This window comes from Exilispira thermophila, from assembly GCF_055389015.1.
Genome location: NZ_AP042476.1, coordinates 1,864,961 through 1,885,179 on the forward strand (window position 1 = coordinate 1,864,961; position 20,219 = coordinate 1,885,179).

The window sequence follows — 20,219 nt, forward strand, 5'->3', positions numbered from 1 at the left end:
AAAACATTTATTGTTCTACTGCAAGAGAAGCAATTTCATTGTTTTCTAGTTGTTGTTGCACCATAATAATGTACTTTTTTATATCACTTTTACTTATATCTGGTTTATGTTTTGCTATGGTAGTCCATGCAGTTTTTGATATTTTTGGTATTGTATTATAACCATCATAACCAATATTTGCAAGTTTAGCCACAATATTTGCCAGATGCACAACTGATACAAGATTTCTAAATTTTTCAGTTTTAATAGGGTCATGATGAAATCTTATTGGATAAATCAACTCATCAGGCAATTTCCATTTTTTTCCCAGCCTAAATCCAATTTGAGTATGATCAATTTTCCCTAAAATTCTTTCTGATTCAACAAATGTTGTACTTGATTTTGAGATATTGTATAATATAGAATCCATCTGTTTAGGGAAATAAGCATCTAAAACTATTTTCCCAATATCATGCAGTAACCCTGCAACAAAAAGCTCTCCTGGAACTCCAATCAATGTATCTTCTGAAATAATTTTTGATGCTACAGCTACACCAAATGAATGCTGCCAGAAAGCTTCTCGTTGAAAATTGCTTCTCTGCTTAACCGATTTAAAAACATCAAAAACTGAAGCAGATAAAGCAAGATTTTTTACAGCATCAAAGCCAATAATTATTATAGCTTGTTTTACAGTCTTAATTTTTTTCTCAAAACCATAAAAAGCAGAATTAACCAGTTTTAATGTTTTTGCAGTTAAACTTTGATCGGATGTAATAATATTAGTCATTTGATTAATAGAAGTATTTGGGTCGTTAACTAACTCCAGAATTCGCTGAATTACTATTGGAAGTGTCGGTAAATCATTAAGTTTTTTAATAACAGAATCAATATCAAAGTCCAAATCATCTTTTTTATTTAAATTTTGAGAAACATTTTGTGATGATTTAAATTGTTCATGTTGAAATGTAGTTTTTTTTGAATAATTTCTTAAATCTAATTCAATAAAATTACCACATCTTGGACATTTAAATTTAATATTTTTACCAATAAACTTTTCTTCATTAAAATTAAAAGTAGTTTGACATACTTTGCATTTTATGATCATTTATAAATCCTTAAAACATACTTTTTATTATCACTTCTTCATAATATATTTTTTACTTTTGAAACATTTTAAAATTCTATTTCTATAACAATTATCGCCTTTCTTTTATTATAAAATTATTGTAAATATTTATATAAAATTCGTTTGACATATTTTAGTTGCTTGTTAATTTTTTTTTAGATATAACTTGCAATATATATTTTACTATATACAAATATAATTTCAAGCAATTTTTAAAAATTTTTATTATTTTTTTTATTTTTTCTTTTATAATTAAAAAGATAATATATAGTTATAAATAGAAATAATATAGTTTATAATAAAAACAGATTAAAAAAAAATAAAAAAATAGAAATTAAATAAAACAGTATAAAAAAGAATTGATAATGATTATAATTTTAAATAAAGCATTTTAATAAAACTTTAAGGAACAATCATGAAAAATAAATATTTGATAAAAAAAATATTAATTTTTATTTTAGTTACTTTTTTGACCTCTTATTCACTTACAATTGTTGCACAGGAAAGTGCAACTTTAACTGATTTAATGAATCTTTATTCTTTAAAAAAATATTCAGAAGCAGAAAAGCTTTCTTATCAACTTTTAAAAGAATATCCAGATAATCTACAAATTTATGAGGTATTAACTATTAGCTTATTTAGACTTGGAAAATACAATACATGTTTAAAATATGCAAATGAAGCTTTAGGTATTTCTCCTAATAATGTAATATTTTTAAAATTAAAAGGAAGAGCTTTATTCCAGTTAAAACAATATAAATCATCTCTGGTTTATTTTGAGAAAGCTTTAAAAATGAATTCTCAGGATCCATGGGCATATTATTTTTATGGAAAATCTCTTTTCTATTTAGGAAAATATTATCAAGCTATAACAGCTTTTGAAACAGCTATATATCTTAAAAATGATACCTCTTATTATTACTATTATTTAGGATACTCATATTATAAAATTGGGAATTCAACTAAAGCATTGGAAATATTAGAAAATGCAGATAAACAATTCAATTCTCAATTAATAAAAGGTTTAATTTCAGAAATCAAGAAAAATTCTCAATAATGAATTACCCACTTACTTAATAAACAAATTAATTAATAAACAAAAAAAGCAATTAACAAATAAACAAACAAATTACTAAATTAATAAAATTAACAAAAATCTTAATAAATAAATTTATAAATAAACTAAACAATAAAGCAAAAAATAGAGTAACAAATAAATTAATGGACAAATAAATAAATTAATAAAATTAAAATCGAAATCAATTTTAATATTGAAAATAAAGGAAAATAATTGAAATTTTATATAAAGAGTTTTGGCTGTAGATTAAATATTTCAGAATCAGAGTCAATTGCATACGGATTAAAAAACAAAGGTTTTTTGCCTGTAAATAATGAGAATGATGCTGATTTTGTAATTATAAATACATGCACTGTAACTGCGAGATCTGATTCAAAATCTTTACATTTCATAAAAAAAATAAAAAAACAAAACAAACCTATTTTAGTTACTGGTTGTCTTTCACAAACTAATCCAGATTATTTTGAAAGAATCCCAATCATTCCTATTAATCAAAAAGGAAATATCCCTGAAATAGTTGAAGAAGTTATTAATAAAAGAAGTGAAATTGATAAATTTAATTTCAAGTTAGTTTCTCAAATTACTAATTCAAAAAATTCAAATCAATTCCCTGAACCTTCTTATGAAAAATTATATCATTCAAGAGCTTTTATCAAGATTCAAGATGGTTGTGATATGAATTGTACCTTTTGTAAAGTTAGAATTGCCAGGGGTAAATCTATATCTTTATCACCCGAAATTGTATTAGAACATTTTATCAAATTGTTAGATAAAGGATTTAAAGAAATAGTTTTAACTGGAATAAACTTAGCTTCTTATAATTATAATGGTTTCAAATTTTCTGATCTTTTAGAAAAACTTTTATCAATTAAAAAAAATTTCTTTATACAATTATCATCTTTAGAAATCAATTTTTTGGATGACAAATTTTTCAAAATTATCAAAGATCAAAGAATAAAACCTTATTTTCATCTAGCCCTACAGTCAGGTTCTAAAAATATTTTAGAAAAGATGAAAAGACCTTATTCAATAGATAAATTTATGGAAACTGTAGATAGATTAAAAACTATAAAGGGAAACCCTTTTATCTCATCTGACATAATTGTTGGATTTCCCGGGGAATCACAGATTGATTTTGAAGAAACTCTAAAAGTTGTTAAAGAATCAAAATTTCAACATATGCATCTTTTCCCATATTCTGTGAGGGAAGGAACTGAAGCTTCTTTATTAAAAGATAATATTCCTGATAAGATAAAAAAAGATAGATTGAGATTACTTAAAACACTTGAGGAAGTTTATTATAATGAATATTCTAACTCATTTATAGGGAAAAAAATAACATTTATTTCTGAAAAATCTTACAATAATTTAATATTTGGAAAATCATACTATTCTTTACCAGTAATTTATTCAAAAAAAAGTTGGGAACATTTCAATAATGGTGAAATTTATAAAGGTGTTGTAATTGGAAAAAGCAATAAACATCTAATTCTGATATAAAATCGAAGTACTTTCATAAATTAATAAAAGAATACGTGCTATAAACAAAAGTTATTGAAGTATTAAAGAATAAAACACAGGTCATTAAAAAAAATTACAATTATAAAAAAATAAATAAAAACTATTAAAAAATAAATATAGAAGGAGGCTAAAAATGAAAAATTTTTCTTTAACTATGCCTACTTATATTCATTTTGGTAAAGGTTCTTTAAAGAAAATGTTAAAACATATTTCAAAATATAGTAAAATCCTATTAGTAACTGGTGGAGAAAGTATTAGAAAAAATGGGATTTATGATGAAATTATAAATATTTTAAAAGGTGCTAATATAAAAATTTTTGAAGTTAGTGGAGTAAAACCCAATCCTGGAGTAGATAAAGTTTATGAAGGGATAGAGATTTGTAAAAAAAACAAAATAGAATTTATAATTGCCGCAGGTGGTGGTTCTGTAATTGATACTGCAAAAGCAATTGCTGCTGGTGTAAAATATGATGGAGATGTCTGGGAACTTTTTCATGATGAATCAAAAGTTAAAGATGCAATAAAAATTGGAGCTATCATTACTTTAGCAGCAACTGGTTCAGAAACAAATGGTAATTCTGTTATTACAAAAGAAGAAACAAATGAAAAACTTGCTATTCACAATGATGTTTTAAAACCTGTATTTGCTATAATGGACCCAACATATACTTTTAGTGTTAATAAATATCAAACTGCTGCTGGAACTGCTGATATTTTAGCTCATGTTTTTGAACAATATTTTTCCCCAACCAAAGATACTTATGTTATAGATAGAATATCTGAATCAATAATGAAAACTGTTATTAAATTTGGTCCAATTGCATACAAAAATCCTGAAAATTATGAGGCAAGAGCACAATTGATGTATAGTTCCTCATTAGCTTTAATAGGAATTTTATCTTCTGGTAAAATTGCTGATTGGGCAACTCATGCAATGGAACATGAAATTTCAGCATACCATGATTTAACACATGGTGTAGGGCTCGCAATACTTTTCCCAAATTGGTTAAAATACTGCTTTTCAGAAGAAACAGCATGGAAATATAGAGAATTTGCAATAAACGTATGGAATTTAGACCCTTCCCTTGATGATAAAACCCTTGCTAATAAAGCTATTGAAAAAACTCAAGAATTTTTTAAATCATTAAATTTACCTCTAACATTAAAAGAAGTAAACATCGATGATACCAATTTAGAAAAATGGGTTTCAAACATTGTTAAAAGAAGAAAATCAATAGGAGCTTTTAAAGTTTTATTTGAAGATGATATTAGAAATATTTACAAGATGAGTTTGTAAAAGAATTTAAACTATATTTTGTTTAAAAACAATGTACCTTTTCATAATATTACGAAAATATCTCAAACTTTAAGAATAAGTTATAAATTTGAAAATTTCCCCCAAAATTTTTAAAAATTGTGCAACTTTTTTGTATGATTTGTTGTCTATAATAAATGAATAGAAAAAATAAGGGGGAATATATGTCAGACTTAAATCTTTCTATTATTGAAGGAAGAGTTGTTAAAAAACCTGAAATTAGAAACACAGGAAATGGAAAAACTTATTGTATCATACCAATTGCATCAAACACTTTTTTTAAAAATGATGATCAGTGGCAGAAAGATACTACTTTTATCAATGTTAAATGCTGGAACAATTTAGCAGAAAACACAGCATCAAAATTGGATAAAGGGGAACAGATCATTGTATATGGGAAGTTAAAGTTTTACACTTTTACAAATTCTGAAAATGAGAAAAGAGCTTACCATTATATACTTGCTACTAAAATTGACAGATATGGTAACAAAAACAAAAGAAAAAAAAGTACTCAATTTGACATTGAAAATGATGAAGTAGTATCTATTACAGAAGAAGTCCCAGCTTAATGGGACTTCTTTTTACAATATAAATATCTATATAAAATATTTTAGTCTAAAAAACTTTATTATTAAAATAATTTTTAAAGTATCCATTTTCTTTTAATATTAAAAATACTAAAATAAAAAAGAACCAAACAAAAAATAATCAATATTATTAAATTAAGTAATATAGATAAATCATTGCTTCCATTAATCGAATATTTTAAAACATCAACACCATAAGTTATAGGTAAAACATAAGATAAAGGTTGTAAAAAAATTGGTAAACTTTTAACAGGAATAAATAATCCACAAAGGAAGATCATTGGGAATCTAAAAAAATTTGAATAAGTCTGTGCTTCAAAAACTTCTTTTGCTGATACAGAAATAAATAATCCAATAAATGTAGAGATTACTGACAATAAGATAACTGAAATAATTAAAAATAACCAGTTTGTAACAGAAGCTTTAAAATAAAACACAGATATTAAAATAGGGATCATACTATTAATAATACCAAATAATATAGCACCAGTTGTTTTTGCTAAAACAAGTAATTCGATATTTATTGGAGCAAGCAAAAGTCTTTCAAATGAACGAGACTTTCTTTCAAAAGTAATAGTTACAGCTAACATTGATGTTGTTCCAAAAAGCACTGAAATGGCAACTATTCCAGGGAAAACTTCAATAATATCAAAAGTGCTCTTTGCTCTAAGAAACATCATAAGAATCCATGCCAATGGAAAAATAATACCCCAACTAATGTTAGGTGGTTTAAGGTAATAACTTTTCAAATCCTTATTAAGAATATTCCAGAAAGCAATATATGATTTCATTTTTTTTCTTTCTCCTTTTTCATTCTATCTATTTCAATTCCAGTAATTTTTACAAAAGCATCTTCCAATGTTGGTTTTATTAATTTTGCTTCTAATATTGAAAATCCTTTTTTTGAAATAAAATCAACAATTGGAACAATATCAATTTTATCTTTACTTACAACTTTAACAGTTGTTTCATTTTTTAAAATACATTCAACATTTTTGAATTGTAGATTTAATTTTTGTAATAATATATTTTTGTCAAATGAATTCTCTTCAAATGAGATCTCAATTACATTAGATTCTTTTATCTCTTCAATAAGATTTGCAACACTATCAATTTTAATTATTTTACCTTTATTTATAAAAGCTACTCTTTCACATAGTCTTTCAGCTTCCTCAATATAATGAGTTGTTAAAAAAATAGTTGTTCCATTTTTATGAAGATCCTTGATTATATTACGAATTTGCCTTACACTTGCAATATCAATACCCGTGGTTGGTTCATCTAAAAACAATATTTCAGGTCTATGTATAATTGCCGCTGCAATTGTTAGTTTTCTTTTCATCCCTTTTGAATAAGTTTTAAATTTTTTATTTGCTGCTTCGGTTAATTGAAATGATTCAAGCAATTCAATTGCTCTTTTTTCTCTTATTTTTTTCTCAATACCATAAAGAGAACCACAAAAACAAAGATTATCATACCCACTTAATTCATCATAAAGATTACTCTCATCTGCAACAACACCTATCCAATGCTGTGCTTTTTTAATATTATTTGTTAAATCTTCTCCATTGTAATATATTTTACCATCAGTAATTTTTGCTAAACCAATAAGCATATTAATTGTTGTTGTTTTACCAGCACCATTTGGACCTAGAAATCCAAAAAATTCTCCTTTATTAATATAAAAACTTATACCATCAACAGCAGTAAAATTGCCATAATTTTTTTTAAGATTTATAGCTTCAATAATCTTTGCCATTTTATTCCCTTTTTAATTTATTTTTATCCATTTTTAACTTTTTCAATACATGCATAAGCATTATGGTTATGTATAGATTCCATATTTTCTGCTTCAACTTTATAATAAAATATATCATTCATTTTTTCTAATTCTGAAGCAACATCTCTTACTATATCTTCAACAAATTTAGGATGTTCATATGCATACTCTGTTACATATTTTTCATCTTCTCTTTTTAATAAAGAATAAATCTGGGCTGAGGCATTTTTTTCAACAATATCTATAATATCTTCTATCCAAACCACTTTTTTGGCTCTATAAATTACTGTTACAAATGAACGTTGATTATGAGCTGAAAATCTTGAAATCTCTTTTGAACATGGACATAAAGTGTGTACCGGTACTTTAATAGTGATAAAATAATCAAAATGATCAGAATAATTGGCAACCATTTTACATGTATAATCCAATAAAGCAACTTGGCCTGAAACTGGAGCTTTTTTCTCTCTGAAAAATGGGAATTCTATTTCAATGTGTGAAGTTTTTGCATTCAATCTATCTTTCATCTCTTTAAGTATTTCAATTATCTGCTTAATTGAAATCTCTTTATGATATTTGGCAAGAATTTCAATAAACCTGCTCATATGTGTACCTTTATAATGAGCAGGTAAATCAACATACATTGAAATATTGGCAACAGTATGCTGATATTTCTCCATCTTATCTAAAATTTTAATTGGATATTTAATCCCTTTGATCCCTACCTTATTAATAGGAATCAATTTTTCTGATAATCCATTCTGTATATCAGGTAGATCATTTTTCATTAATTTTCTCCAAAATTCTTATACTTCTATTTTACAAATTTCTATTTTATAAATTCTTTTTAAAATCTTTAAAACAATCTATTAAATGTTTATTTTCTTTTCTGGTTCTTATTGCAATTCTTATATAATTCTTATTTTCTAATCCTTTTTTAGTTTTAAGATTTTTTAACAGGATATTATATTTATTTAAAAATGTTTTAACTAAATATTCAGAATCAATATCATTTTTTAATTTACAAATAAAATAATTTGCCTGAGATTTATAAACTTTTAAAAAATCTATTTTTTTTAACTCATTGAAAAACTTATCTCTTTCAGAAGTAATAAGATTGCAAGAATTCACATATTCTTTTAAATACTTGGGAATTATTTGCAAAAACTTTTCTGCAAAAGAATTAATATTCCATATTGGTAATTCCTTTTTCATAAAATTAATAATTTTTTTATTTGAAGAGGCTATAACACCTAATCTAATGCCTGGAACACCATAACTTTTACTTATACTTTTAACAATAATAATATTTTTATACTTTTCAATAATATTATCTTTTATAAGGCTATATCTTTTATCCTTATCAGCAAAATCAATAAATGATTCATCAATTATTAACATTTTGTTTTTTTGTTGACTAAATTTTAAAATCTCATTTAATTCTTGAATTTCAATAAAATTTCCTGAAGGGTTATCTGGATTAATTAATATGAGAACATCTATTTCATTTAAAAATTTGATTACTTCTTTGCTTTTGTAAATAAAATCTGTTTTAGATGAATTAAAATATTTTATTTCAATATTATTCAATTTTACCAATCTCTGTTCATATTCATTAAATGTAGGTAAAATTATTCCTATTTTTATTTTTCTATTTAATTCATTTTTAAAAATATCATTATAAATATCATTAATATTTTCCATAATTATCTTTATAAATTCAGATGCACCATTTCCAACTACAATATGATTTTTATCTATATTAAACAATCTAGCTGCTAATAAGTTTTGAATCTCAATGCCTGATGGATAATTTGCTAAAAGGGAAGCAAAACAATGTTCAATCTCTATACTCATTTTAGTTGTTGGAAAATACGGATTAACAAGATAGCAATAATCAGTGATTTCTTTAAATCTCCAGTAACCCCCATACCTTTTTTCAAGCTTTTCCAGTTTTTCTTTTTCATTTGAAAAGTAAATAGATGCAATATCAAGATCCTGATAATCATCAATTTCAAACCATTTATCATTATCAATTATAAAAGCTTGTAGATTAAATTTTTTTATGTTTGTTAATATTTCTAAAACCTGTTCATAATAGATATTATTACCAAAAACTTTTATATAACTTTCAAGAAATGGAAGATAATATCTTTTTAAAAATTGTTTTGAAAATTTATAAATATTAACAGTTTTATAATATTTATCAATTTGATTCCAATCAAATAATTGTTTATTTATAAAACTTTCAATAATATTATTATTTTTTAATAAAACAACTGTTCCATCCATATTTTCATTAAATTTTGAAACCACACATAAATTTTTCCTTTTATCTTCAACTAACCTTTTAATTAACATATTATCAAAAATAATGTCACTTTCTAAAAGAATAGTATCATCCTTTAAAAGATAATCCTTTGTTAACCATAAAGAATAGATGTTATTTGTTTTGTCATAAATTTTATTTTCAACAAAAATTACATTAATATCATAATTCTTTTCTTTAATATGATTTAAAATAAATTTTTGTAATTTTTCTCCCTTATACCCAATTACAACGATTAATCTTTTTATATTAGCATTAATTAAAGATTCAATAGTATATTCAATGATTTTTCTTCCATTAACTTCGACCATACATTTTGTTTGATTTTTAGTATATTTACCCAATCTTTTTCCCATACCTGCTGCTAAAAGAATTGCTTGCATTTTACACCCTCTTCTTCCATAATTTTTTAATGACTAGAATTAACAAAACAATAAAAAACAGGAATAACAAAAGAATTTCAATCTTGTGTGTAATAGATACCCCTTTATCCAGATGCTTACCAAGAAAAAACCCTGAAAAAACAAGGATTGGTATTGAAATCAATGACGCAAGAAAGTCATATAAAATAAAATCTTTTATTTTCATCTTTAAAAAACCAGCAGCTAAAATCATTGTTGCCCTTACTCCCATAACAAATCTTGAAAAAAAGATTATTTTAGGACCATTTTTTGCAATATAGTTTATTCCATCATCAATCTTCTCTTTTTTAAATATTTTAGAAAATATTTTTAATTTAAAAATCCAGACACCCAAAAATTTAGCTGCATAAAACATTAAAAGATCACCACTTAAAATTCCTAAAAAAGCAACTATCAAAGAATAAGGGAATTTGACAATCCCTTTTTTGGTTATATATCCTACAATCAACAAAGCTACTTCCTCAGATATAGGAAGTGCAAATGCTAAAGAAAATAAAAAAATAAAAACAGCAAAATAGGAATATTGATTGACATAGAAAATAACTGAATTTAAAATGTTAATCATAGATCTTTGTTTTCTTCCAATCTAATGTTTATAGATCGATTTATTGTTATTTGTATAATACTTAACACTAAAAAAATAATATTTAAGATTGTCGAAATAAATAAAAAATAATACAAAAGATTACGATTTATTGCAAATATAAAAAAATAAAATGCATGTGCAGAAGGTCCAACAATACCCCATACTTTAAGAAGAAAAGAATTTTTATCTTCATACATCTTTTTATAAAGATCTTTATTTTCAATAAAAGGAAATCTTTTTTTTACCTTTTTTATATTTAAATTCTGGGTAACAAAATTTTGAAAATTATTATAATATTGATAAAGTAAAAGCAAAATTTTCTTAACTCCTGATCTTTCAGATTCCAAATATTCACTTATATTAATATCATTAATTATTTTTTTATCTTTTACTATTTCAATATATCTGTTTTTTATTTTATCATAAACAACAGAAGTTATAATCGTACTAATAGAGGCTAAAACCATAATTATTAAGACATAATGTTCATGATGAAGATATATCCCACTTTTTAAAAACCCAATATATGTTCCAATATAAACAGCAGTAACATTAAAATAATCTACAAAACCATCAAGAATTCGCCCAAAAATAGAATATGATTTTTTTAATCTTGCCAATTGACCATCAGCGCAATCAAAAACATTACCTAATTGGTAAAAAAGAGTACCGTAAATGATAAAAGGATAAACGCCCTTTGATAAAAAATATCCTGCTAAAATTCCCCATATCATTCCAAATACAGTAATTGTATTTGGAGTAATATCAGTTTTCATAAATAATTTTACTAATAAAAAAGCTATTGGTCTATATAAATAAACATCAAAAAATTCTTCTGTATTTGCTGGTTTTAGAGATTTTTTATACTCTTTTATCAATGCTCCAAACATCTAAATCCCCATCATACTTTTTTTAATTTAGAAAAATTTACAATATATTAAAAAAAATAGTACTAAATTTTATTATTTTATCCCTGCTAATAATAAAAAGTACCATTACCTATAATAAAATTAATTAAATAATAAAAATTTGAAAATAAAATAATTTAATCACAATGGTTTTTAATTAAATTAAAATAAAGCAGAGTTTTTAATAAAAATATGTATTTTAAAATTTCTTTAATATGATAAATATACAAAAAGGAAAATTATTAAAAGTTAAATTATTTAAATTATGATTATATTAAAAAAAATATTAAATAAGAACTTCGTTATTAAAAAATATTACAGTTATGTATTTCCCAATCTTAAAGTTAATAAATTGTTTAATAATTTAATATTAATGTTTTTATTAATTATATTATTTTCAATACCATTATTATCTCAAGAAAATAATAATCCATTTTATGGATCTCCAGATAGTAGCACAAACATCAAGAATATTAATAGGGTTAAACCCCTATTCAGAGACTCAAAATTTTATAGAGAAATTTCTTCTTTACAAAAAAAGATTAGAAATATAATTGCAGATAATATTTCAAATCTTAATAATAAAGATTTATTAAAATTTTTGTTTATTTTATTCTTAGCATTCATATACGGAGTAATTCATGCAATGGGACCAGGTCATAGAAAAACTGTACTATTTTCATATTTTCTTGCCAATGAAGCAAAACCTTTTGATGGCATAATGATGGGATTTCTTTTATCAATAATACATGCTGGTTCTGCAATTATATTAATACTTTCTTTATATTTCTTTTTACAAAATAAATATCTAGAAAGCAAAATAGTTTTTGAATCTTTAATGGAAAAAGTTAGTTATATTAGTATTGTAATATTAGGCATACTCTTATTAATTTTTAAAATTATTTCAACATTTAATTCTAGAATAAATAAAATAAATTCTGATAATGAAAAACCTTTAAAAAACAAAACAAAATCAAGTTTACCTTTTATTTTACTCTCTGGAATTGTACCATGTCCAGGTGCCATGACTATATTGATTTTTGCTATTGCAGCTAATCAACTTTATCTTGGAATTTTTAGTGTAATTGCAATGTCTTTTGGTATGGCTGTTACAATTTCAATTCTCTCTGTATTTGCTATTATTGGAAAAACTAAAATTTTAAAACTTACTGAAGAAAATTCAAAATTAAAATCAATTATATTTAATGGAATTGAATTTACAGGAATTCTAATAATATTGATTTTTGGTTTAATTATGGTAATTCCTTATTTTTAATTTATAAAAATATAATTTATAAGATAATTTATTTCTAATATAAGTCATTAAAAAAAATTAAAAATTAATAAAAGAATAAATGTAAAAAACTTATTTATAATAAACATTAAATTATCATCTATTAAACATATAAATTTGAAAACATTACTGGAGATATTATGAAAAATAATAAATTACTTTTTATATTTATATTAATAATTATTCTTTTGTTTACACATACATTAATAGCTCATCCTCACGCTTTTGTAGACATTATACTTACATTTGAGTTTGATAAAAATAATTTAAAGGGAGTTTGGGTTAACTGGACTTTTGACAAATTATTTTCCGCTCAAACAATTATGGCTTTTGACAAAAATAAAAACTGGAAATTTGAAAAATCTGAAGAAGAAAAAATAAGTAAGGGTGCATTAACCTTAAAGGAATATGGTTATTTTATCTATATAACTTACAACAAAAAGACTCATATGATTTATAGTGTTAAAAATTTCTATGCTTATGTGAGAAAAGATAGAAGATTAGTTTATAACTTTTTTGTGCCTTTAAACATCCCAAAAAACAAGGGGAAAAACAAAATAGAAATAGCTATTTATGACAAAGTTTTTTATGCTGATTTTGATTATGTTGATCCAAATCCTGTAAGATTTAAAGGGGATTATGACAAATCTGTTACCTATACTTTAAAATATGGGAAAATGAAAATTAAATATAATAACCAGGATACCTCTGGTGGACGTCCTGGAAAACAATACACTGGTACTATTAGCCCCAAAATTGTTACTTTATATTTTTAATATATATTATTTTTAATTTATTGTTTGTTGGATTTGTACCACTTTTTCTACCACAAATTTTTCATGCCAGTTTGCTTTTTAGGATGCAATTGCACTGAACCATATTACCATAATGCTTTATACCTTTTTCAACAGATTTATAGGGTTTATTCGCTTGTTTGCATTTCTCACACCTGGTAATAGTTCGACAAAACAATAACCGACCCTCTCATTATCCGAATTGAGTATCTCAGCCAACAATTCAAAGTAAGCCAGGTTCATTTGTCCATCCATAAGAGGATGAATCTGATAGTGCTCTTCTTTAATACCTGCTAAAAAGATATTCCAACCCTTTGAGAAAATAAATCCATCTACTTCCACAAGTTCTTTATAGTTATACTGGTAATTTCGTACCCGATGTCGATTTCCTTGCTTGTCAATGTAAGTTCCATCGTAATAAGGATGCTGGGGAAAAGCAAAAAGCATAACTTCTTCATCATCAAAAAAACGCAAAGAAAACCATTCCCAATGAGTAGCAGGATCTGTAATCCGATAAGGCCCCCATTGCCTGTCAAACCACGACTTTCCAGTAACTTTTATATTCTTTCCCCGCAGTGTGATTGCTCCCTGTGTAGGCATATTGGGATAAGAATAGTATAATGTCCTCTGGATAGGATCTTCAGAAACACCCATAACCAATACACCATTATCACCATGCCAGAAAGCACCTTTGCCATAATCTAAATTAAGATTTAGCATAAATTCATCAGCCTGAGCATTTAAAGTTATCCCCTCACTTTCTTTACGAAGATAAGCCAGAGGGGAAAAATTGAGATGAGGGAACTCTGCAAAGAGTTTATGTTTAAGTAATCTGAACCGTTGTTTGAAAAAATGTTCCCCTGTCTGAAAATCCGTAATAGCTAATTGCAAGACTGTAACAGTAAAGCCATAAATTCGAGCGCGAAGCAATGTATATTGATAAGAATATAATCGCTCTGGATATTTAACATCGTTAAGATAGCCAGTAATGTACCACCAACCAGAAACCTTTTTATGAGGCTGCCACTCAGAGTCAAAATCTCCATGATCCACTTCCCGATAAGGAATAAAATAGGATTTACTCATAATTAATTCTCCTGTGTTATTTGTAATATAGTTTATACCATTAATATTATTTTAAATTTTTATTCATTTTTTTATTTTTAAACAAATTTTAATACCTTTTTATCCATTTACTAATATTATAAATATAATTTTTTCAATTCAATCGAATGGTAGCAATTGAGCCAGGTATAGTTAGATAGATCTTATTGTTTTCTAACTTTAAAGGCTTGATATCACGCTCACGTGCATCGCAGAAAAAAGCTTTAGTGACCTCCATATAAGATATTGTTAAACAGATAGGAGTTTTAGGAACAGGTATAGCCTGTAAACGGACGATAATTCCCTTTCCTCGAGAAGCAGGCTTTATAGCAACTACTTTAACAGCAGGAGAATCGGTTGCAACAATAGAATCAGTCAATTTGTGAAGCATTACCTGTCTAGCATCTGTCCAGGGTGAATGGTAAATAAAGTGCTCAGCAAACCATGGCAGGCGATTGCTCTGCCAGTCACCATCTTTGAAAAACCACAGAGCATATTCAAAAGTATAAGGCTCCCATTCATGTCCGCTAGCTGGCTGACCGGGGATACCAATTAGACCAAAAACTTTCTCCCGGGTGGCGTTACGCATGGCAACAAGTTCTAACATACCATCTGAATGGTAAGCTACTGCTCCTGGAAATGGCTGTAAAAAAGTCAATCCTCTTCCTGTTGTTTCATCCTGAATATATAAAAACCTGTGAAGTGGCCAGAAAGTTGGGTTATACAGATGATGGCAGGAACGTTTCACAATTCCACCAGGGGTATCCATAATCAGTCTATTACTTAAAATATTTGTTTTGAAACGTACAGTCACAGAATACCCTTTAGGAGCCATACCCTCAACACGAAAATAAATTATTGGTGAATCATAGCGAACATACATGTGGCGAATAAAGGTTTGTTCATGTAATTTAATCTGGCTAACAATCTCCACACCATCATTATGATTGTATATATTTATAGGAACTTGATAGTTACTTGCACAATCAGATTCTTTCCATACACCACCTGCAAATTCAAGGCCCATACGCCATAATCCACCTGAATCCCGATAACTTATCAGGTTATTTGAAGGAGCTGTGAGTAAGGAGTCCTGCTCTTCACGAAAAGTTAGATTCACAATGGATGCACCAAATTCTTCTGCCAATTCAAGAACATAATGTTCATTTTTAATATGTACATGTCCATCTTCTTTTATCCACATTTCATCATGAATTGATTTCCCTGGAGATTTATTCTCATCAGGAATTTTTGTAGAAAGATGATTAATCGCTGCTTTTGTTGTAGCCGATGCCTGCTCTAACCATGGAATCTGCTCTGCTTTCACCACTCTATCCGGCGATGTACCAGTGATAAAATCGTGGTGATTAGCAACTGCAGCTGTCCACCATGCATCTTTGAGTTCACTGGCAATTGTGATGTAAGCATTTTTATTTTGGGATAAAAAAGAAAGTTTTTCAGCCAGGAGAAGGTCATCTACAAGAGTACGGCAACGCTTTTTCAGCATGGGTCGAGAAGTATAAAATCCCATCCAGTAAGGATTGGGGTCAAGTTCCAGAGTTGGAAGTTTATTTTTATAATGATCTATCAAAGCCATATAGTCATCTAATCCTGCATTTACAACCCAAATACCTGTAGACGGATAATGATTACGATTGTAACGATTAAGTAAATTAATCAGGTCGGGTATGGGTTCCACAAAATCAAAGCCAATGGGACAAAATAGGTAGGGGGTGCGACTAAGTGGTGCCAGTTTATTAACATATTGATGAATACGATGAGCAATATGCCTATCAGTACGCAATGCTAAAGCAAGCCGTGCAAGATATACTCTACTTATACCAAAATATGCCAGCATATCTCCTTGCCCATAAGTGAATGCATTCCAGTGACATAACATTGAGGCACCGTTTAAGTCAGACCAGACAAAATCCAGACTACGCTCCTGCTTTAGCAATTGTTCAGCACTTGAACCCTTACGTGGAAATCTCCAGGGTGGTTCCAAATCACAACCGGGAAAATACATACCATCCATACGAGTGATAGCAGTATATTTGAATCCTGCTGCTTTAAGCAAAGAAGGCAAAAATGGGGTAGCCCCAAAACTATCGGCAAAATATGCCAATTCTGGTTCTTGTTCTATTCCATTGGTACGCAACCATTCCTGTCCCAATAGGAAATCACGCAAAATTGCTTCAGAACCTGGCAACAGAGTATCAGCAGTCGTTATACCGCTGCTGGTAAGACGCAATCTCCCTTCATTAGCCAATTGGCGTATTAGATCCCTTTTCTCCGGATAACTATCCCAGTACATACGCAAAAAAAACATGCATTCTACAGAGTAAATACGCTTTGGCTCTTGTTGCAGTTCTTCAATAGCCTGGTCAAGATTGTGGCGCACAAAACGATCAAAATATTCTTTTGATGTATATAACCAGTTGGGATCCCAATGGCTCGATTCAGCAAAAATTAATACTCTTTTCGCATCATCGGGAATACCCAAATGGTCACGGATTTCTTGTTCTGTTGACATTGGAAAAAATCCTTCTATTTTATCATAACATTTTGTATTACCGATTTTATATTAAGCATACAATACTTTGTATAGAAATCAATGTAGTACTATTACCAATTTGTTATAAGAAAAAACATGTTTTTAACCTATGGTTAATCATCTTCAATAATTAACATCTATCCTTTGTATTTTTAATAAAACCAAGCACTTCATTATCAAAAACATCTGGAACTACCAAATTAGAAGGGTCACAACCTCTTTTAAGAACTTTTAACTGAGAGCCTTTTATAGCATTAGCAGTTCTTTTAGCCATATTTATAGCAAACTCCCCAAATCCATCACCAACAAGTATAAGTGTAGGAACTTTAATTTCACCAAGACGATCAATAATATTAAAACGATTTATCTCTGCTCTAGAATTGAGAAGTTGCTCTTTATCCATCCTGGAATAAGCATCTTGAAAATATTGCAGGGCTAAAGCTTTGTCTGGACCTTTGTACATTAACCCAAGAGATTTCCTGAGAAGTCCAGGAGCTACTTTTATTGTAAACCACTGCAACCATCCTGCAAATTTTTCCATAAAATTATTAGCTACACTAAAACTATCAACAATAACCAATTTACTCACTTTTTCTGGAAAGTCGCAGGCAAATTGTTGAACAATGAGTCCTCCCATACTAACACCCACAAGATTTGCCCTGGTAATTTCTAAATGTTCAAGAAGTTCATTAATGTCTTTAGCACAATCGCTAATTTTGAAAGATTTAACTTTAGATGAGTTTCCATGTCCACGCATATCAGGAGTAATTACAAATAAACCCTGGGATGGATATTTTGAAATCTGTGGTAACCACATATTATGTTCTGCTCCAAGTCCATGAACCAAAACTATGGGAGTATTATCCTTTTCACCATAGGTTTCATAGAATAATTCAATTCCGTCAGATGTTTTTAATATCATAATAGTATCTCCTATTTTTTATGATTTATAGATTTTTCACCAATAGATAATGTATTGCTGAATTTGACACTAAAACCAGTTTCAAATCATTGTAATATTATACATCATTATCACTATTTATACAATAAAATTTTTCCAGAATAAGTGGTTATAATTTGGGTTGTAGAATATACGGAATCCTGCTATACCAGGTTGTAAGTAGTATTTTTATATTTATTTTTTTTTATCATATTTAAAATATTTAAAGATTAGATCCAATTAATATCAAAATAAGACCAATAATTGCTAGTATTAATAATTTTGGATACTTAAAAATATAAAATCCCATTACCATTGCAAGCTTATCAACATCTTTATCATTTAATGCTTTAAACCAGGAAATAAAAGATGATATAGCAATTAATATAACTCCAATTGTAATAAGAATCATAATAGCTATCCTTCTAAAACTATTTTCAATTGTAAAAAACATTACCTATAATATAAATTTTTCCATTGTTAGACAATATACTTACTATTTTCATATTATTTTTATTGTATTTTTATAAATATTTAATCAATAACTGGAATTTGTAAACCTTTTTTTAAGCTTTTTTTGTTCTTAAATTTAACATTGAATATAACAAGAGTCCATTAATGTTAACCCTTGTTATATTCTCTAGTTAGTGATTAGGTCTTAGTGTAACAACAAATGAAATTCTAAAACTAAAAGATTGCCTCTGAACATTATTTTTTTTTCAAATATGGTTCAATAATTTTAATGATTCTGGAGAAAATTTTTTAACTATTTTGAATGCAATAAGACCTGTCACAAATAATCAATACAATTTTAGGAATTTTCATAATCATAGTTAGTCCTTTGCCTTTTTCTTATGTAATCAAAAATCTTTACAATAAGAATCATTTGTATCATCTCTGCAAAAGGTCCACCAATAACTGTACCAACTGCAGCCATAGATCCAAATGTAGCAATCCCTATAGCAGTTGAAATAGTCATATTGTAAGTAGATGAGTAGACTAATGAAATCTTTTGATCCAGAGGAAATTCAAAAAAATTCCCTGTAATATAAACTAAACCAAACCTTAGTATTAAGTAAATATTCATTATTAATGCTCCATACAAAATAATCTGTGGTTCTTTAATAATCATCATTCCATTAATTCCAAAAATAATAATTATCATTATAAAAAGTCCTGTAAGAACAAGTGCCTCAAGAGGCTCCTTCAACTTTTCTAATGCTTGCTCATCTTTGTATTTCAAAACAATATATTTAGTAAGCTGACCTATTATCAAAGGAATTATTATATAAATTACTAATGATTTTAATAGTGTCATTATTGGTACAGTAACAACATGTGCAAGAATTAGCTTTGAACCAAGTGGTATAACAAATAGTGATAAGAAGAATGTATAAATTACTCCTACAAGAGTCAACTGCATTTTTCCTTTAGACATTCCAACAAAAGCAGGGGCAGAAGTAGCTACTGGAGATAAGGTAAGTATTACTAAACCAGCAACTAAATTAGTATTAATTTTTGGTAAAACCAAGAATATAAATTTCATTAACAAAAATGATGTCAAAGGGAAAATTATAATGTAAAAAATTGTTAGAAGGAAAAGATATTTTTTCTTAATATCTGTTTTCTTTGTAAAAGCTTCATTAATTTTAAGATATGTCATTGGTTTATAAAGCATTAAAAATAATGCATAAGGTAAAAATTTTTTTAAACTTATAAAAAAGTCATGATAATATTTACCTAAAATTACTGAAAAAATCATTAAAACAAAAACTACCAGTATAAGATTTTTTTGTAAAAACTTTATAATTTTACTCATAATTATTAACTCCTTTCTATTTTTATATAGTTAATTATATCTCAGTGTTAAACTTAATATACTTGTTCAATCATCCTCCAGGG

General features: G+C 26.8%; 18 protein-coding genes. 6 read left to right on the top strand and 12 right to left on the bottom strand.

Features of this window, described 5'->3' with window-relative positions; all coding sequences use genetic code 11:
* Positions 1–7: 7 nt before the first annotated feature.
* Complete coding sequence (locus ACZ5EC_RS07885; protein WP_464301933.1) at positions 8–1,084, bottom strand: HDOD domain-containing protein; 1,077 nt, start codon at positions 1,082–1,084, stop codon at positions 8–10.
* Positions 1,085–1,520: 436 nt separating this feature from the next.
* Between ACZ5EC_RS07885 and ACZ5EC_RS07890 the strand changes: the two genes are divergently transcribed.
* The 4 genes from ACZ5EC_RS07890 to ACZ5EC_RS07905 all read left to right on the top strand — a co-directional run bounded on the left by ACZ5EC_RS07890 (position 1,521) and on the right by ACZ5EC_RS07905 (position 5,588).
* Entirely contained in the window at positions 1,521–2,162 is a 642-nt protein-coding gene (locus ACZ5EC_RS07890) for a tetratricopeptide repeat protein (protein WP_464301934.1), read from the top strand.
* Between the two features lie 234 nt (positions 2,163–2,396).
* Positions 2,397–3,683: a tRNA (N(6)-L-threonylcarbamoyladenosine(37)-C(2))-methylthiotransferase MtaB gene (gene mtaB / locus ACZ5EC_RS07895; RefSeq protein WP_464301935.1), complete on the top strand. Its 1,287-nt coding sequence runs from the start codon at positions 2,397–2,399 to the stop codon at positions 3,681–3,683.
* A gap of 154 nt (positions 3,684–3,837) precedes the next feature.
* Positions 3,838–5,001, top strand: coding sequence for an iron-containing alcohol dehydrogenase (locus ACZ5EC_RS07900; protein WP_464301936.1), 1,164 nt, complete (start codon positions 3,838–3,840; stop codon positions 4,999–5,001).
* Positions 5,002–5,183: 182 nt separating this feature from the next.
* Positions 5,184–5,588, top strand: a complete 405-nt coding sequence (locus ACZ5EC_RS07905) for a single-stranded DNA-binding protein (protein ID WP_464301937.1) — start codon at positions 5,184–5,186, stop codon at positions 5,586–5,588.
* 74 nt (positions 5,589–5,662) lie between these two features.
* On the opposite strand, the gene ACZ5EC_RS07910 is transcribed toward ACZ5EC_RS07905, so the two are convergent.
* From ACZ5EC_RS07910 to ACZ5EC_RS07935, 6 genes are read right to left on the bottom strand one after another with little or no spacing between them, the layout of a single operon-like run.
* On the bottom strand, positions 5,663–6,397 hold the full coding sequence (locus ACZ5EC_RS07910) for an ABC transporter permease (RefSeq protein ID WP_464301938.1): 735 nt from the start codon (positions 6,395–6,397) through the stop codon (positions 5,663–5,665).
* Positions 6,394–7,365: an ABC transporter ATP-binding protein gene (locus ACZ5EC_RS07915; RefSeq protein ID WP_464301939.1), complete on the bottom strand. Its 972-nt coding sequence runs from the start codon at positions 7,363–7,365 to the stop codon at positions 6,394–6,396. The genes ACZ5EC_RS07910 and ACZ5EC_RS07915 overlap by 4 nt, the downstream gene beginning before the upstream one ends.
* Positions 7,366–7,388: 23 nt before the next feature.
* The gene (folE2, locus tag ACZ5EC_RS07920; protein WP_464301940.1) at positions 7,389–8,174 is read right to left on the bottom strand and encodes a GTP cyclohydrolase FolE2; all 786 of its coding nucleotides are present in this window, start codon (positions 8,172–8,174) and stop codon (positions 7,389–7,391) included.
* 46 nt (positions 8,175–8,220) lie between these two features.
* The gene (locus ACZ5EC_RS07925) at positions 8,221–10,098 is read right to left on the bottom strand and encodes an aminotransferase class I/II-fold pyridoxal phosphate-dependent enzyme (RefSeq protein ID WP_464301941.1); all 1,878 of its coding nucleotides are present in this window, start codon (positions 10,096–10,098) and stop codon (positions 8,221–8,223) included.
* A gap of 1 nt (position 10,099) precedes the next feature.
* Entirely contained in the window at positions 10,100–10,702 is a 603-nt protein-coding gene (locus ACZ5EC_RS07930) for a DedA family protein (RefSeq protein ID WP_464301942.1), read from the bottom strand.
* Positions 10,699–11,613, bottom strand: a complete 915-nt coding sequence (locus ACZ5EC_RS07935; protein ID WP_464301943.1) for a CDP-alcohol phosphatidyltransferase family protein — start codon at positions 11,611–11,613, stop codon at positions 10,699–10,701. The genes ACZ5EC_RS07930 and ACZ5EC_RS07935 overlap by 4 nt, the downstream gene beginning before the upstream one ends.
* A 391-nt stretch (positions 11,614–12,004) precedes the next feature.
* Here ACZ5EC_RS07935 and ACZ5EC_RS07940 point away from each other — a divergent pair, with 391 nt between their 5' ends.
* Entirely contained in the window at positions 12,005–12,907 is a 903-nt protein-coding gene (locus ACZ5EC_RS07940) for a nickel/cobalt transporter (RefSeq protein WP_464301944.1), read from the top strand.
* 158 nt (positions 12,908–13,065) lie between these two features.
* Positions 13,066–13,701: a DUF1007 family protein gene (locus tag ACZ5EC_RS07945; RefSeq protein WP_464301945.1), complete on the top strand. Its 636-nt coding sequence runs from the start codon at positions 13,066–13,068 to the stop codon at positions 13,699–13,701.
* A gap of 117 nt (positions 13,702–13,818) precedes the next feature.
* Here ACZ5EC_RS07945 and ACZ5EC_RS07950 read toward each other — a convergent pair whose 3' ends face one another.
* The 5 genes from ACZ5EC_RS07950 to ACZ5EC_RS07970 all read right to left on the bottom strand — a co-directional run bounded on the left by ACZ5EC_RS07950 (position 13,819) and on the right by ACZ5EC_RS07970 (position 20,136).
* Complete coding sequence (locus ACZ5EC_RS07950) at positions 13,819–14,805, bottom strand: lipocalin-like domain-containing protein (RefSeq protein ID WP_464301946.1); 987 nt, start codon at positions 14,803–14,805, stop codon at positions 13,819–13,821.
* A gap of 133 nt (positions 14,806–14,938) precedes the next feature.
* The gene (locus ACZ5EC_RS07955; RefSeq protein ID WP_464301947.1) at positions 14,939–17,356 is read right to left on the bottom strand and encodes a glycoside hydrolase family 38 N-terminal domain-containing protein; all 2,418 of its coding nucleotides are present in this window, start codon (positions 17,354–17,356) and stop codon (positions 14,939–14,941) included.
* A gap of 151 nt (positions 17,357–17,507) precedes the next feature.
* Positions 17,508–18,224, bottom strand: coding sequence for an alpha/beta fold hydrolase (locus tag ACZ5EC_RS07960; protein WP_464301948.1), 717 nt, complete (start codon positions 18,222–18,224; stop codon positions 17,508–17,510).
* 316 nt (positions 18,225–18,540) lie between these two features.
* Positions 18,541–18,729: a hypothetical protein gene (locus ACZ5EC_RS07965; RefSeq protein ID WP_464301949.1), complete on the bottom strand. Its 189-nt coding sequence runs from the start codon at positions 18,727–18,729 to the stop codon at positions 18,541–18,543.
* A gap of 399 nt (positions 18,730–19,128) precedes the next feature.
* On the bottom strand, positions 19,129–20,136 hold the full coding sequence (locus ACZ5EC_RS07970) for an arsenic resistance protein (RefSeq protein ID WP_464301950.1): 1,008 nt from the start codon (positions 20,134–20,136) through the stop codon (positions 19,129–19,131).
* Between the last annotated feature and the right edge of the window lie 83 nt (positions 20,137–20,219).